The organism is Pseudomonas sp. GW821-FHT07B01 (assembly GCF_059419065.1).
The window spans coordinates 123,563-137,995 of sequence record NZ_JBWKRA010000006.1 but is presented as its reverse complement, the minus strand read 5'-3'; the positions used below and the strand labels follow the sequence as shown (position 1 = coordinate 137,995).

General features: G+C 63.8%; 14 protein-coding genes. All 14 read right to left on the bottom strand.

The window, feature by feature from the left end:
• Positions 1–6 precede the first annotated feature (6 nt).
• Positions 7–429: a RidA family protein gene (locus AC07S6_RS09355; protein ID WP_072446228.1), complete on the bottom strand. Its 423-nt coding sequence runs from the start codon at positions 427–429 to the stop codon at positions 7–9.
• Between the two features lie 11 nt (positions 430–440).
• Positions 441–2,024, bottom strand: a complete 1,584-nt coding sequence (locus AC07S6_RS09350; protein WP_495112172.1) for a flavin monoamine oxidase family protein — start codon at positions 2,022–2,024, stop codon at positions 441–443.
• 10 nt (positions 2,025–2,034) lie between these two features.
• Positions 2,035–2,958: an ABC transporter substrate-binding protein gene (locus tag AC07S6_RS09345; protein ID WP_034128214.1), complete on the bottom strand. Its 924-nt coding sequence runs from the start codon at positions 2,956–2,958 to the stop codon at positions 2,035–2,037.
• 18 nt (positions 2,959–2,976) lie between these two features.
• Positions 2,977–3,750, bottom strand: coding sequence for an amino acid ABC transporter ATP-binding protein (locus AC07S6_RS09340; RefSeq protein ID WP_034128215.1), 774 nt, complete (start codon positions 3,748–3,750; stop codon positions 2,977–2,979).
• Positions 3,743–4,714, bottom strand: a complete 972-nt coding sequence (locus AC07S6_RS09335) for an amino acid ABC transporter permease (protein ID WP_495112171.1) — start codon at positions 4,712–4,714, stop codon at positions 3,743–3,745. Before AC07S6_RS09335 ends, AC07S6_RS09340 begins: the two co-directional genes overlap by 8 nt.
• Before the next feature lie 19 nt (positions 4,715–4,733).
• Positions 4,734–7,127 (bottom strand): TonB-dependent receptor plug domain-containing protein, encoded by a 2,394-nt coding sequence (locus AC07S6_RS09330; protein WP_495112170.1) that lies wholly within the window; start codon positions 7,125–7,127, stop codon positions 4,734–4,736.
• A 1,046-nt stretch (positions 7,128–8,173) separates the two neighbouring features.
• On the bottom strand, positions 8,174–10,300 hold the full coding sequence (gene gspD, locus AC07S6_RS09325) for a type II secretion system secretin GspD (RefSeq protein ID WP_490614338.1): 2,127 nt from the start codon (positions 10,298–10,300) through the stop codon (positions 8,174–8,176).
• Positions 10,301–10,305: 5 nt separating this feature from the next.
• Entirely contained in the window at positions 10,306–10,806 is a 501-nt protein-coding gene (locus tag AC07S6_RS09320; protein WP_102666129.1) for a type II secretion system protein, XpsN-like, read from the bottom strand.
• A complete protein-coding gene (gspM, locus tag AC07S6_RS09315) occupies positions 10,803–11,405 on the bottom strand; it encodes a type II secretion system protein GspM (RefSeq protein ID WP_032902001.1) in 603 nt (200 codons plus the stop codon). The genes AC07S6_RS09320 and gspM overlap by 4 nt, the downstream gene beginning before the upstream one ends.
• Positions 11,380–12,372: a PilN domain-containing protein gene (locus AC07S6_RS09310; RefSeq protein WP_072446241.1), complete on the bottom strand. Its 993-nt coding sequence runs from the start codon at positions 12,370–12,372 to the stop codon at positions 11,380–11,382. Before AC07S6_RS09310 ends, gspM begins: the two co-directional genes overlap by 26 nt.
• The gene (locus AC07S6_RS09305; protein WP_495112169.1) at positions 12,369–13,070 is read right to left on the bottom strand and encodes a type II secretion system minor pseudopilin GspK; all 702 of its coding nucleotides are present in this window, start codon (positions 13,068–13,070) and stop codon (positions 12,369–12,371) included. Before AC07S6_RS09305 ends, AC07S6_RS09310 begins: the two co-directional genes overlap by 4 nt.
• Positions 13,067–13,675 carry a type II secretion system protein GspJ gene (locus tag AC07S6_RS09300; protein ID WP_020300758.1) on the bottom strand — a complete coding sequence of 203 codons (609 nt, stop codon included), beginning with the start codon at positions 13,673–13,675 and terminating at the stop codon, positions 13,067–13,069. The genes AC07S6_RS09305 and AC07S6_RS09300 overlap by 4 nt, the downstream gene beginning before the upstream one ends.
• The gene (locus AC07S6_RS09295) at positions 13,672–14,004 is read right to left on the bottom strand and encodes a type II secretion system protein (protein WP_014719114.1); all 333 of its coding nucleotides are present in this window, start codon (positions 14,002–14,004) and stop codon (positions 13,672–13,674) included. Before AC07S6_RS09295 ends, AC07S6_RS09300 begins: the two co-directional genes overlap by 4 nt.
• The gene (locus tag AC07S6_RS09290; RefSeq protein ID WP_200599352.1) at positions 14,001–14,426 is read right to left on the bottom strand and encodes a type II secretion system protein; all 426 of its coding nucleotides are present in this window, start codon (positions 14,424–14,426) and stop codon (positions 14,001–14,003) included. Before AC07S6_RS09290 ends, AC07S6_RS09295 begins: the two co-directional genes overlap by 4 nt.
• Positions 14,427–14,433 lie beyond the last annotated feature (7 nt).

The window sequence follows — 14,433 nt, the reverse complement described above, 5'->3', positions numbered from 1 at the left end:
GTGTGATCACACCGCCCTGGCCGCAATCGCCTCCACCTCCACCAACGCCCCCGGCAACGGCAACGCCACTACTTGCAACGCGGTGCGCGCCGGTTTGTTTGGCTGTTCGGGCGTGCCAAAGAACTGGGTATAGCCGCGCTGCAACCCGGCAAAATCCAGCTTGCCACCGGTCTCCTCGGCGCCGACCAGAAACACCCGTAACTGCACGATGTCGCCCAGGTCTAGGTCGTGTTGGCGCAGGATCTGGCGCAGTTTGTTGAACACTGAAACGCTCTGCACTTCGGTGTCGCCATACACCCCAGGCACCTTCGGGTCGGCGGGGTCCGGCAGCGTGCCGCTGACAAACACCAGGCTGGCCGAGGCCGGCACGGTGACGGTTTGCGAGATGGGGAATTCGCCGACGCTGGTGCGTTGGATGCTGTCGCTCATGGTGAGACTCCTCAGGATGCGGCCAACGCCGCGAGTTGGTGTTGTTGGGTGATGCGCTCGGCCAGTTGCGCGACCACATGGCGCGCCGAGTTGGCTGCCGATTCCTGCCAGATACCCACGCCGCTCTGCACCAGGCCGTCGCCGGCGAAGTACACCCGGCCATGGGGCTGTTCAAGCAGGGCGTGGGCCTCGGCGGGGAAGTGTTCGCGTTGCAACCACGGGCCTTCGCTGTAGGGGATCTGCTCCCAGGACACCGCCAGAGGACTGCGCAAGTGCCTGGAGAAACCTGGATGCAACAGCTCCACGGCTTGCCGGGAAGCGGCGTACTGCTGATTGAGGGGCTGGCCGCCAAACACGTCGGCGCCCTCGCCGGTCACGTAACCGGCCACCAGCACGCCTTCGCGGGTGTTGAGGTCGTTGCTGGGGTACCACAGCAGGCGCGCCGGATGCTCGATCCACGACAAGCCGCCGTAGGTACGGTAGTCGGTCTCCCAAAAGCGCGGGGATTGCCAGGCCACCTTGGTCGCCTGGTCGCTGCGGGTGCTGAGCAGGGCCGCCTTGACCGGCGCGCTGAAGTCCGTGTCGAGCTTGGCCAGCAGGGGCAGCGGCAAGGTGGAGACCAGAAAGTCGGCACGCGCCACCTGTTCACGGCCACTGTGCTGGTCGTGGTAAGTCACCGCCACGCCGTACTCCAGCTGGCGGATCTGCCGCACCTGGGCGCCCAGTTGCACCTGCTCCTGCACGCGTCGGTAGAAGGCCTCGGTGATACGGTCCATGCCGCCCACTGGCTGGAACATGGTGGCCGAAAATTCCGGGAACTCGGTGTGCAGTAAAGCCCCCCAGAGTTCCGGGTGCAGCAACCGCTCTAACGTCAACGGCCTGCGGCGGTCGGGCAAGGCGCCAGGGTGGGCGGCAGATTCAAGGTGCCCGGAGCGCAGGGTGCCTTCAAAAGCCAGCTCTTGGGACAGGTCACCGTACACCTGCAAAAAACCGAGCAGGCGTGTGCGCTCTTCGCCACTTAATACATCATCGAGAGCGTCGCGTTGCACCGCCTTGGCCAGCAACCCCGACAGATGCCCGCGGGTATCGTTGAGCGCCTGGCCGACACTGAACGCCGCTTGGCTGAGGTCCGGCCGCACCTGGGCGCCATGGCTGCTGTTGACCAGCACTTCCAACGGCACGCCAAGCTCACTGCAATAATCGAGGATCGTGCGGTGCTGGCTGGGGATGCGCGCCGGCCCGGCGTTGAAATACTGGCCTGGGTCAAACCCCACCGTCTGCGAGCGACCGTCCTTATAGTCCACGCGGTCGCCGTTACGCAGGGTCCAGGTGCGGCCACCCACGCGCTCGCGGGCCTCCAGCACCTGCACACTGAAGCCGGCGCGTGTCAACTCCAGCGCAGTGACCAGCCCGGCAATTCCGGCGCCCAGCACCAGAACCCGAGTGCCCTGCCCCAGGTCGTCCTTGAGTTTCAGCGGTTGCGGTCGGCGGTGTGACGATGGGCCCAGGCCCAACACCGCCAATGCGTCCTTGACCGCCTTCTCACCGCCGACTGCGGCAATACTCGATAGCGCTTCACGTCGTGTCAGTCCCATGTCGATGCTCCTAGTCCGGCAGGCCCGGTGGGTTGATCAGCGACTTGTCGACGCGCTCGACATCCAGGCCCCAACGTTGGAGCACCTGCTCGTATTGGCCGCCGGCAATCGCACCCTGCAGTGCCGTGTGGATCGGCTGCACCAGGCCGTTGTCCTTGCGCGTGGTCACCGCGATATCCGCCTGCAACGGCCAGCCACCATTGACGGTGCCGACACGCTTGATGCCGCCGGTGATCGCTGCCGAATAGGCATACACCGAGTTCGGCCCGAACAGTGCGTCACTGCGCCCCGACTGCACCGCCAGTTGTGCGGCGGCCTGATCGTCGAAGTACTGCAACAACGCAGGTTTGAGGCCGGCTTTCTCATTGGCCTCGTTCCAGGCCAGCAGGACTTTTTCCTGGTTGGTGCCGGAACCGACAATGATCTTGAGCCCGGCAATGTCCGCCGCCTGCTTGATCTCACTGATCTTGCTGGTGCTCTTGACGTAAAACCCGAGCACATCCTGGCGGTAGGTGGCGAAGTCGAAACGCTTTTTGCGCGCCTCGGTCACAGTGACGTTGCTGATCACCGCGTCGTACTTGCCCGAGCTGACGCCCAGGGGCCAGTCTTCCCAGCTGGTCTGCACTACGTTGAGTTGCAGGCCAAGGCTGTCGGCTACCAATTGGGCGGTGTCGGCCTCGCTGCCGATGGTGGTCTTGTCGTCACTGGCCAGCAGCGCCAGCGGTGGCCCGGCTACGCCTGACACGGCCACAGTGAACTTGCCCGGCTGGGCGAACTTGAAGCCCGGCGGGATCTGCGCGATGGCCGCTTCATTGCGTGGCGCATGGATGCGCGGTCGGTCGGGGCTAAGGTCGACCTGTTGCACGGCAAATGCGTTGTGGGCAGCGGCCCCGGCAATTGCCAACAGGACGACACGGGCAGTGGTGATAAACATGGGCAGTCACTCCTTGAACTAAAGCACTTTGCCGAGAAAGGCCTGGGTGCGGGGATGTCGGGGTTGGCGCAGGATCTGTTCGGGCGGGCCTTCTTCGATCAGTTGGCCGTCGCAGAGGAACACCACGTGGTCGGCCACTTCGCGGGCAAAGCCGATCTCATGGGTGACGATCACCAGGGTCACGCCCAGTTGGGTCAGGCCCTTGATCACGTCCAGCACCTCCCCCACCAGTTCCGGGTCGAGGGCCGAGGTGGGCTCGTCGAACAGCAGCACTTTGGGGTCGAGCGCCAAGGCCCGGGCGATGGCGACGCGTTGCTGTTGGCCGCCGGAGAGCTGGCGCGGGTAGGCGTCGGCCTTGTCCGCCAGGCCGACCTTGGCGAGTAATTCATCGGCCTTGTCACGGGCCTGCAGCCGGCTCCAGCGCTTGTGCGCCAGGGGCGCTTCGGCGATGTTTTCCCAGGCGGTGAGGTGGGGAAACAGGTTGAAGTTCTGGAACACGAAGCCCACGTCGATACGGCGCTTGAGAATCTCGCGTTCGGTGAGTTCAAAAAGCAGCTCGCCTTTGCGCCGATATCCGACGTACTCACCGTCGATGGTGATATGCCCGCTGTCGATCTTCTCCAAATGGTTGATGGTGCGCAGCAAGGTGGACTTGCCCGAGCCGGACGGCCCGAGGATCACCGTGACCTTGCCAGGGTCAATGCTCAGGTCGATATGATCGAGTACCTGCTGGTTGCCAAAGCGCTTGCCCACGCCCTGGATCTGAATGCGCCCGGCGCGTGCTTCAGGCATGGGCCTTCTCCTTGAACCAGCGGCGCACGCGCTGCAACGGCGTGGGTGGCAGCACCCGCGCGGTGCCCCGGGCGAAGTGGCGCTCTACGTAGTACTGGGCGCTGGTGAGCACGGTGGTGATGATCAGGTACCAGACCGTGGCGACGATCAGCAACGGGATCACCGCCTGGGTGCGGTTGTAGATGACCTGCACGGTATAGAACAGCTCGGGCAAGGCCAGCACGTAGACAATCGAGGTGCCCTTGACCAGGCCGATGATTTCATTGAACCCCGACGGCAAGATCGAGCGCAGTGCCTGGGGCAGGATGATCCGGAAGATGCGTCGAGAGGCCGGCAGCCCCAAGGCCGCCGCCGCCTCATGCTGGCCGGCATCCACGCCAATCAGCCCACCGCGAATGATCTCCGCCGCGTAGGCCGCCTGCATCAGGCTCAAGCCCAGGACGGCCACGGTAAATTGGCTGAGCACATCCACCGTCGACCACTCGGCGAACACCAGGTCGGTGAACGGCACGCCTAGCACGATGTGGTCGTACAGGTAGGCAAAGTTGTAGAGGATGATCAGCACCAGCAACGCCGGCATCGACCGGAAAAACCAGATATAGCCCCAGGCCAACGCCGCCAGCAACGGCGAACCCGACAACCGCGCCAGGGCCAGCGCGGTACCCAGCAGGATGCTGAACACTGTGCTCAACAGCGTCAGCAGCAACGTCTGGCCCAACCCGCGCAGCACCGAGGGCGAAAAGAACCACTGGCCGAACACCCCCCATTCCCAGCGCGGGTTGGTGGCCAGGGAGTGCACGATGGCGAGTAATACCAGCGCGGCGAAAATCGACCCGGCCCAGCGCCAGGGGTGCCGGGCCGGCACCACGCGCAACGCCTTGATTGGCGTGGCGGCACGGCGCTGGCGCAGCGGTTGGACGCTGACTTCATCCAGCAGGTCATAGGGTTTGGCGACAATGGGCATGTTCTTTTCCTCGCAGGCCTCAGAAGGCGTAAGTCAGCCGGGTGTAGTAATACCCACCGGTAAAACCGTAGGGCGAATAGGTGCCGTAGCTGGCAACCATGGTGCTGCTCGGCACCCCTTGTTTCTTGGGATAGAGGTCGAACAGGTTCTTGGCGCCGATGGCAATGTTCAGGTCTTTGGTGAGGCTGTAGCCCAGGTCGAGGTCGGTGATCCAGCGGGCGTTGTAGGCCCGGTCCAGGTCACGATTGGCCGATGAGTTCACTTCCTTGTACGAGCCGTAGCGGGTCAGGGCCAGGTTGAGGTTGAAGCGTTCGATACTCCAGTCACCGCCCAGGATCAGCTTGGTGTTGGGTTGCACGCCGGTGATCAGGTTGCGCGCCTGGCGGTCCATCAGGTCGTAGGAGGTACCAAGAATGTGGGTGGATTCCTTGTAGTTGAGGATTTGGGTCTGGTTCCAGTTGAACGCGGCGGTCCACTTCAGCGCGCCGAACGCGCCCAGGTCCTGGTTGTAGCTGCTGACCAGGTCCAGACCCTTGGTGCGGGTGTCGGCGCCGTTGATAAAGTACTGGCCGCCGGAGGTGGAGTTGATGCCGTTGTTCTGCAGCACCTGGGTGACTTCCGGGCCCAGCAAGGTGCCGGTAAGGGTGATGCGGTCACGCAGGTTGATCACGTAGGCATCGGCGGTGAAGCTCAGGCGGTCGGTGGGCGTGAGCGTGAAACCAAGGCTGAAGTTGGTGGAGCGCTCGGGCTTCAACGCCTGCGCGCCTAGCGCCTGGGCCGCCGCCGAGCCCACGGGGAGCACGCCATAGTTGATCGACTGATACACCCCATCGACGACGCCATAGGTGGTGGAGCGCGCACTGAACAGACTGTTGGCCAGGGACGGCGCACGAAAGCCATTGCTCACCGTGGCACGCACCGCGAACTGCGGGGTGAAGTCGTAGCGGGTGGTCAGCTTGCCGCTGCGGGTGGCGCCCACGCCCTCGTTGTAATGCTCATAACGCACCGCCGCGCCAACGTACCAGTCCGGCAAGGGGTTGAAACCCACATCCACGTAACCGGCCAGGCTGTTGCGTGACGCGCTGCTTTCTTCGTCCGGTGAAATACCGTTGGTGACCTGTGCCCCGGACGACGCACAGTTACCCGGCGCCACGCAGTAACCGCCATTGGCATAAGACGCGTAATCGCCGGCTTGCACCTCGTAAGTGTCGCGCCGATGCTCGAAGCCATAGGACAGGTCCAAGGGCTTTTGCAGTCCGATGTCGAAGCCACGCTTGAAGTCCAGGTTGGTGGTCAGCTCGGTGGAAATCCAGGTACCGGAGGTGAAGCTGTTCGGCGTGGCTTCGCCCAGGGAAGGGTTCTGGTTGTGGGTGGTGCCCTGCTCCGCTTCGTTGCGCCCATAGGTGGTAGACAAGTCCCAGTCCCACTCGCCCACAGTACCCTTGCCACCAAACGCCGCCTGGAAGTCGTCCTCGTCGATGTACCAGGTCGGGGTGTACCCGGCCGGGTAACCGTTAGGCCCGGTGGTGATGGTGTTGGTGATGGTCGGCAGACGGAAGTTCTGCCCCTGCTCGGCCTTGCGTCGCGAGTAGGTGGTAAAGGAGTAGAGGCTGAGGCTGTCGTCGATCGGCAACTCGGCGTTGTAGCCCAGGGTCAGCAGGTTGGTCTTGGGCGTACCGTAGCCGCCATAGGTGGACTTGCCCGCCAGGCCATAGGCTTGCTCATAGGTGTAGCCGTTGGCGCTGGCCTTGTTGTCATCGTTCTGGCTGCGTGCATCCAGGGCCAGTTGCACGATGCCGCCGTTGCCGATTTCGAAGCCCTTGTTGAGGCTTTGCTGCACGGTCTGTTTCTTGCCGTCGTAGCCAAGGCCCGCGTGGGTCACCGAGGTACCACGGGTGTCAGCCTTGAGGATCACGTTGATCACCCCGGCGATGGCGTCAGACCCGTATTGGGCAGCCGCACCATCGCGCAGCACTTCGACATGGTCGATGGCGCTGATGGGGATCAGGTCCAGGTCAGCCGGCGCCGCGCCGGTGTTGATGCCGTTGATATTCAAGGTGGCACTGGTGTGGCGGCGCTTGCCGTTGACCAGCACCAACACTTCGGCGGCGCTCAAACCCCGCAGGTTCGGTGCCCGGGCAATGCCGCTGGCGTCCCAACCGGTTTTTTCCGGCAGGGTCAGCGAAGGGATCACCGCGCTCAACGCCTCCATCAACCCGGGCTTGCCGGTGTTTTGCAATTGCCGGGCGCTGACCACGTCAATCGGCACCGGGCTGCTGGTGACCGTGCGCTGCTCGGCGCCACGGTTGCCGGTCACGACGACCGTCGACAAGGTGCTGTCATCCTGGGCCTGGGCTGCTGCGGCGAACAGCGACAGGGTCAGGGCAGCAGTAGGTTGCAGAATTTGCTTCATATCCATTCCAGCTTTTTCCAAATCGCAAAGTCGGGCAGGCACGCGCCTGGCGCGACGTGGCCGGTAGTCAAAGGGGCGATGCGGCTTGGGCTAGGTGTGGGGCAAGCGAGGGGTTTGAAGTGGCAACATACGTTGAGCTCCCGTCCAACGACTCTGCGGCGGCGGGATGATTACCCGGTCAGGCGCGCAGAATCTGAATCACGCTGGGTACCATCCGAGGTCAGGGGTAGGCTGTTGGGATCAAACATAACGGAATGGATTTTAAAAATATAATGCTATTTGGGCATAAGCTAATATTCTGTACTTTCATTATTTATAAAAACAATTATTCATAAAAATGATTTTTAATCTGAGCTCGCAGAACGCTCAAAGTGTGGAAGGGGGCGTGCTCCTGATGACTGTGGGCCAGCCAAAATGCATTTACTGACACGCCCCCATCGCAACGGTAACTAAGGACGGTAACCACGATGCGAAGCGAGCCGCTCTTGATCTTGATCTGCTTTTGATCTTAAGCGCCCCGTCAAACCACGCTGGCCGGAATTCGACAGGGATTTGGGGGGTAAACCGGCAGGGATGCCGGTTTAGCCGCCCCGCGCCATGGATGGCGCGTGGCGGCGGCCCCCCAAATCACTGGCGGATTACGGGCACACCGAGCCCAGGCGAGGTGCCGAGTGGTGGGGCAAGAGCGTTTTGCTTACTTTGCCGCTTTTGCAAAGTGAGCCGCCGTCAGGGCGGAACCCTAAGTGGCCGTTACCGCAGGAATGGATATGTACCCGGTATAACTGCGTCGCCTGTTAGGCCGCCTTCGCGAGCAAGCCCGCTCCCACAGTTTGATTGCGGAGTGTCAGGTAGATAGGCGTCGGCTGGCACGCCGTTATCGCAGGCAAGCCAGCTCCCACATTTTTGATCGCGGGGTGTCAGGTTGATAGGTGTCGGCTGGCAGGCTGTCATCGCAGGCAAGCCAGCTCCCACATTTTTGATCGCGAGGTGCCAGGCAACCATCGGGAGCGAGCCCCCTCCCACATGGGTACTCGGTACAGCCAGGATCATTGAGCCGGTCGCAACAGCTGCATCTGCTGGCGATAATCATCCGTCACCTGCCGCGCCTGGCTGCTGCTGGTAATCACCCTCGGCGTAATCAACACAATCAGCTCCGTGCGGTCCTTGGACTTGCTGGTATTGCCAAACAACCAGCGCAACCCCGGAATCTTCCCCAGGTAAGGCACGGCACTGACGCTCTCAGCGTTGTCTTGCTTGATCAACCCGCCGAGCAGCACCGTCTGGCCACTCTGCACCGCCACCTGGGTGGACACCGAGCGCGTGGAGATACGCGGGTTCACCGGCGTCTCACTGTTTCCCGTCGAGTTCTGGGCATCACTGACCTGTTGTTGGATATCCATGTACACCAGCCCACCCGGATTGATGCGCGGCACCACATCCAGAATCACCCCCGTCTGCACATATTCCACACTGCTCAAGGTGGTGTCGGCGTCCCCGGTATTGACGGTGGTCTGACTGATGGGAATGTTGTCCCCCACCTGGATCTGCGCCGGCTGGTTGTTCATCACCACCAGCGATGGCGCCGACAGCACCTGGGTGCGGCCGTTGGTCTCCAGGGCGTGCAGGGCCACTTGCAGGTTGGAACTGACGAAGGAGTAGAACAACGAGTCCGCCGCCCCCAGCCCTGCCCCGCCACCGCCCAAGGCGCCTTGGCTGCCGGAAGCATTGGCCACCGTGGTGCTGGTGGAATTGCCGGCCAGGCGGCCCAGGTACCACTGCACCCCCAGGTCCAGTTCGCCGGTGAGCTTGACCTCCAGGATGCGCGTCTCGATCTGCACTTGCAGCGGTGGGTTGTCGAGGCGTTTGATCGCCGCTTCGATCTCTTTCCATTGCGCCGGGCGGGTGCGTACCAGCAGTTGGTTGCTGCTCTTTTGCGCGGTGATGCGCGTGCCCGCCTCGAGGTCGCTGGTGGGCGATGCCTGGGTGTTTTCGGCAGGCTCGGATTCAGGTTCTTCGGCTGCGGGCACCGGGGCGCTCGCCTGCAAACCGGCACTGGTGGACGAGGACAAGGTGGTGGTACGCAAGCCCGGCGCTACTTTCGCCGGGGCGTCATCCTTGATCGCGCCGTTGCCGTAGATCTGCCGCAGGTACTTGGCGAGGTCGGCGGCCTTCATATTGCGCACGTCGTACACATACATCTGCGGCTCGTTGCCGCCGCCCTCGTCGATGGTGCGGATCCAGTCGCCCACTTCGCTGAGGTACTGGGGCTGGGAAGAAATCGCCACCACCGAGTTGGTGCGCTCGACCGGCAAGAACCGCAGCATGCCGGCCAGGGGTGTGCCACTGTCCGCGCCGAACATGGCTTGCAGCTCGGGCATCAGCTCGGCCACCGAGGCGCGTTGCAGGCCGAACACCGCCACCGACATGCCCTTGAGCCAGTCCACGTCGAAAGTGTCGATGGTGTCCTGGTAGTTGGCCAGTTCGTCGGGCGTGCCGGCCAGGCTCAGGACATTGCGCGCCGGGTCCACCAACAAAAAAGCGTTTTCACGAGCGAAGGGTTTGAGCAGTTTCTGCATCTCGGTGGCCGAGATATAGCGCAGTGAAAACAGACGTGCCGAGAGGCCGCTGGCCGGTTGCGCCACGCGCATCTGCGGCACCAGCTTGCCCGCCACTGCCTGGTTGGCCGGCAGGATCACATAGCGGTTGCCCTGTTTGATCATGGCGTTGTCGGTCCAGGACAACAGGGTTTCGAGAATCGACAGCGCTTGCTGTTTGTCTACAGGCTTGGAGGTGGAGAAGCTGACCGTGCCCTTCACGCCCTCGGCGATGCTGTAGTTCTCGTGCAGCAGGTCGCCCATCACGCTGTTGATCACGGCCTCGATGGGCTGATCGGCGAAGTTGAACACGATGTCGCCGCCCTGCTCCGGCACGTTTACGGGTGCCGCGGGTTGGCGCACAAACGCTTGATTGCCACGAATGAGCTGGCGCTGCGGCGGAGCCTGGGTGGCAGGTGGAGCGGTTTCGGCCACAGGCGCCTGAAGCGGCGGGCGTTGTGCGCCGGTGCCCTGCAGGGCCTCGTGCAGCAGGTCGTCGTCCGGGTCGAGGGTGTCGGGCAAAGAGCCACAGCCGCCCAGGGAAACGGCGGTAGCCAGGCAAAACAGCGAAGTGCGCATATCAATCAAGGGAGAGACTCGCGGGGATGTGAGATCAGGGGTAACCGCTTACCGTAGAGGCTCAGGGTCTGGGTGCGCCCGTTGAGGGCAAAACGAGCGTATTGCGGGGTCAGGTGTTCCAGGCGCCAGCCGTTGGGCAACGCCTGGCCCAAGCGCACCGTGAGCGTTGGGCCACCGGCTTGCTTGAGCATGGCCATTTGCAGGTTGCCGGTGATCATGATGCCGCTGAGGGTCAGGTTGGCCAGGCTCGCCACTTGGGTTTTACCCACCTCCCGGTCCGGACGGCGATCCGGGCTGAACAGCGGCGCTTGCCAGGTACCGGCAAGGTCTCGCAACGCCGGCGTGGGAGCGGCCTGCACCTGGAACGAGGGTGGCGCGTGCACCGGCGCATCGGGTAACCACCGGGGGGCGTCGCCGATGCTGCTGAGGATCATCGCCATCAACAGCCCCAAGAGCCCGGCCACGCCGAGCCAGCCCCATTCAAGAGGACGCAATGGGCCAATCATGGTGCCACCCGCGCCGGTTGCAGGTAGCCGCGCACCAGCAGTTGCACCGCCAGCTTGCCCGCCCCGCCACTGGCTGGCGCCTGTTTGTCGCGACGGATATGCAACTCATCGACGAACAGAAAAGGCGGTTGATATTCCAGCCCATGCAGGATCGCGGTCAGCGGTTCGATGGCGCAATTGAGCGTGAGGCTAACCTTGACCTGACGATAGGGCTCGCTGTCGTTCTGTTCAGGCGTGATCGGTTTGCGCTGGGTGAGGTTGCAGCCGCCGCCGAGGTTGGCGTGGCTGTTGATCAGGTCGGCGAGACGCTGCATCAGGTCGGCGGCGACCACGTCCGGGTCGTCCCCTGGCAACAGGCTGGCGCTGCTGGCCGGGTCTTGCTGTGCTTGCGCCAACTGTTCGCGCAAGGCATCGCCCTGGCGTATGACGCTGGCATAGCGCTGCTGCTGTTCACGCAACTGTTCGGCCTGTTCACCCATGGCCCGCAGCGGCCCGGCGAACCAGCTGTCGATCAACAGCCAATAGGCCGCGCCGAGCACCAACGCCAGGGTCAACAAGGCGGCGCCGCGGCGTTCACGGCGTGTGAGGGGTCGGCGCATCGGCGGCCTCCTGGCGTAAGTGGGCACGCAAGGCAAACTGGTCCTTGCCGGTGCGTGCGTCGGGTTGGATCACCCCTTCGAACTGCGCGTTGTCCAAGCGCTGGCAGCCTTTGATGCGGCTGATCAGGCCACTGGCCTTGGCGCTCTGGCCGGAGAAACTCACCTCGCCGTCCTTGACGTCCAATTGGTCGAGCCAGGTGTCGGCGGGCAGGCAACTGGTCAAGTCATTCAGCAGCGCGGCCAGGGGCGGTTGCGCCCGTTTACGCTGGCTGAGGTACTGCGCCGCGCCACGGGTGTTGAGCAGTTGCTGGCGCAGGGCGTGCACCTGGGCGACCTCGGCTTTTTGCTGTTGGACAGTGGCGTGCATGCTGTCGAGTACCCGCTGGCGGTCGTTGAGCCACAACAGCATCGCCGCGATCAGCAACGCGCCGCACAACCACGGCAGGCTGCGCTGCAATTGCTTGCCGGCAGGCCGCGAACGCGGGCGTAACGGCGCGGGCAGCAGGTCGATACCCAGGCCCGCCACATCCACGCGGTGTGGGTACAGGCCGAGGGCGGCGCAGTCAGTGAGGACCTGGTCAAGGCGCTCGCGCAGGATCGCCACCACCCTCACCTCCAGGTGGCTGGGTGTGCGCCGCTCCTGGCGGGCGACAAAGTAGAGCTGCTCGGCGTTGAACGGGGTATAGCGGTCCAGCTCATAGCCAACCACCTCCACGAGGTTGCGCGCGGCAGCCAGAGGCAGTTGCACGCTTTGCTGCAACACGGCATCAGGAGCAAGCATCAGCACCTGGCGCGCATTGCCTGGCACCACTGGAGCCGTCAGCGGCCAGTGATGAACCTGCTCAGGCGGTTCCTGGAACGCCAGCCACTTGGGCACACAGCCGCGTAACTCCGTGAGCCACAGGCGCCAGCCTTGTTGCAGCAGGCTGCCGCGCCAATAGCGGGCAATCGGTTCGAGTTGAATCATTCTTGCCACCGCACCACCCGATAGGGCCGTGCGCTGTCCTCCGCAGGGCTTAGTAAAAGGGTCAGTCGCAGGCGTGCCTGATAGCCGCCGGGGCGCTCGGCGCGGCTGTCGATTTCCACGACCTGGCCGGGGTCGACGCCCTCGGCGTCCTGGCGTGGCAGGTTCAACGCCTTGCGCATCAGGGGGCTGGCGAATGCCGGAGCGGGCCGGTCGAGGTCGCTCCACAAGGTGATGTGCGGCAGTAGTTGGCTGTAGAGCGCCGGGGTCATGCCGGGAAGTTGACGTACCTCCTCCAGCACCCGAAACGGCGCCAGGCCCTGATGGCGGCGAGTCTCAAGGGCCTTGGCCAACTGCTGGGCCTGAACCGGTGTGGCGCCGCAGGCCAGGGCCAGGCGCGTGAGGTCTTGGGGGGCAGCGTTGACCAGGTACAACTTGCCGCGCTCACTGCGCAGACTGACCTGCAAGCGGGCGTCGTCGAAGGTCAGTGCCATAGAACGCCCGTCCGCCACCCACTGCCCTTGCGCCATGACCTGTGCGATACCGGCCTGAGCGGCCAACAGCGTCTGGGTGTGCTGGCGCAGCCACAGCGCCTGGCGACTTTGCAGTTGCACCCACCCGGCCAGGCCACCCAGCAATACGCTGAGCAAGGCCAGCACCCACAACACCAGCAACAAGGCCGCACCGCGTTGGCGCTTCATTCTTCGCTGCTCGCGCTGGACAGGTTCAGGCGCAGCGCAACCACCTGGGCGACCCATGGCACCGGCCCGTCGACGGAGGCGTCGATACGCACCGCTGTGGGCAAGCGCCGGGGCCAGGGCCACGGGCTCAACCAGTCGGTGGGCTGGCCCAGTGGCGAGACACCGCGATAGCTGAACTGCAGCGCCTCGACGTTATGCAAAAGCACCTGCGGCTCATCGCGCTGCGCGTTGGCGTGGGAGGCCCTCTGCGAAAAAGCCACCTGCAGATCCTGCCCGACCCGTTGCAGGGTAAAGCGCTGGATTCCCCCGCCCAATACACCGGGCAAGGTCGCCACAAACTGCAGACGCTCAGGCGTGCCGATAAAAAAACCTTCGGCCTGGCTGTCATCGTCAGTGAGCTTTAGCGGCAGCGCCTCGCTGATCGAGGTGCGCAAAAACTGTTGGGCGGCGCGCATTTCATCCAGGCTGACGGTGTAGGCCTGGGCCTTGGCCACCGCCCGATTGGCCCCCAGCAACGCTGCGCTCACCAGCAGCAACAACACCGACAGCAAGCTGAGCACCACGAGCACTTCCAGCAGGGTGAAACCCTGCTCACGGCGCTTCACAGGCGCGCCTTCAAAGTGCTGAAGTGCGCCTGATGCGCGCCTTCACGCACGTTCAGGTCAAGACGAAACAGGTGCGGCTGTTGGCGGGTGCTGGTCAATTGCCAATGGATGCCGTCGAGTTGGCCTTGGCGGGTTCCTTCAATCAGCGGGCCGGCAGCTTCCTGGTCCAGCAGCGTGAGCGCGGCATGGGTAAGGCGGTCACTGCGGGCCACCTGGGACAAGGCGCGCGCGCTCTGGCCGAAGGCAACCAGCAACACGCTGCTGCACACCGCCATCAACGTCAGGGCGGCGAGCATTTCCAGTAAGGTGAAGCCGGCCTGGTGCTTCATGGCAGCGCCTTGGACTGCACACTGCCGGTGAGCCAACCTATGTCGATGCGCCAACGCCGGCTGCCGTTGGCCAGCAGCAGGTTGCCGCCGGTAGAACTGCCGTCGGGATAGAACACCACGGCGGCCCCGGCCTGCTCGGCACTGTGCAAGGTCACTTGCACCTGCGCTGGCCACTGCTGTGACGCACGCCCTGGAGCCTGGAATGTGCGGCCCTGGAGGTCAAACTGAGTGTGCGTCGCCTGGCCGCTGACGATGGCGCTCGCCCGCGTAGCGCGCAGGGCCTCGACCATCTGCGCGACCACCCGGCGCTCCATGGCCACCTGCAGCCCTTGCCGTACACCCAGCCCCAACAACCCCGCCGCAATGCCGATCAATAGAATGACCACCAGCATCTCCAGCAGGGTAAAGCCTCGCTGGACCACGGGCGGG

What these genes read in the sequence shown, in the direction of transcription:
- AC07S6_RS09355 (WP_072446228.1), bottom strand. Translation starts at nt 429, where the DNA reads ATGAGCGACAGCATCCAACGCACCAGCGTCGGCGAATTCCCCATCTCG.
- AC07S6_RS09350 (WP_495112172.1), bottom strand. Translation starts at nt 2,024, where the DNA reads ATGGGACTGACACGACGTGAAGCGCTATCGAGTATTGCCGCAGTCGGC.
- AC07S6_RS09345 (WP_034128214.1), bottom strand. Translation starts at nt 2,958, where the DNA reads ATGTTTATCACCACTGCCCGTGTCGTCCTGTTGGCAATTGCCGGGGCC.
- AC07S6_RS09340 (WP_034128215.1), bottom strand. Translation starts at nt 3,750, where the DNA reads ATGCCTGAAGCACGCGCCGGGCGCATTCAGATCCAGGGCGTGGGCAAG.
- AC07S6_RS09335 (WP_495112171.1), bottom strand. Translation starts at nt 4,714, where the DNA reads ATGCCCATTGTCGCCAAACCCTATGACCTGCTGGATGAAGTCAGCGTC.
- AC07S6_RS09330 (WP_495112170.1), bottom strand. Translation starts at nt 7,127, where the DNA reads ATGAAGCAAATTCTGCAACCTACTGCTGCCCTGACCCTGTCGCTGTTC.
- gspD (WP_490614338.1), bottom strand. Translation starts at nt 10,300, where the DNA reads ATGCGCACTTCGCTGTTTTGCCTGGCTACCGCCGTTTCCCTGGGCGGC.
- AC07S6_RS09320 (WP_102666129.1), bottom strand. Translation starts at nt 10,806, where the DNA reads ATGATTGGCCCATTGCGTCCTCTTGAATGGGGCTGGCTCGGCGTGGCC.
- gspM (WP_032902001.1), bottom strand. Translation starts at nt 11,405, where the DNA reads ATGCGCCGACCCCTCACACGCCGTGAACGCCGCGGCGCCGCCTTGTTG.
- AC07S6_RS09310 (WP_072446241.1), bottom strand. Translation starts at nt 12,372, where the DNA reads ATGATTCAACTCGAACCGATTGCCCGCTATTGGCGCGGCAGCCTGCTG.
- AC07S6_RS09305 (WP_495112169.1), bottom strand. Translation starts at nt 13,070, where the DNA reads ATGAAGCGCCAACGCGGTGCGGCCTTGTTGCTGGTGTTGTGGGTGCTG.
- AC07S6_RS09295 (WP_014719114.1), bottom strand. Translation starts at nt 14,004, where the DNA reads ATGAAGCACCAGGCCGGCTTCACCTTACTGGAAATGCTCGCCGCCCTG.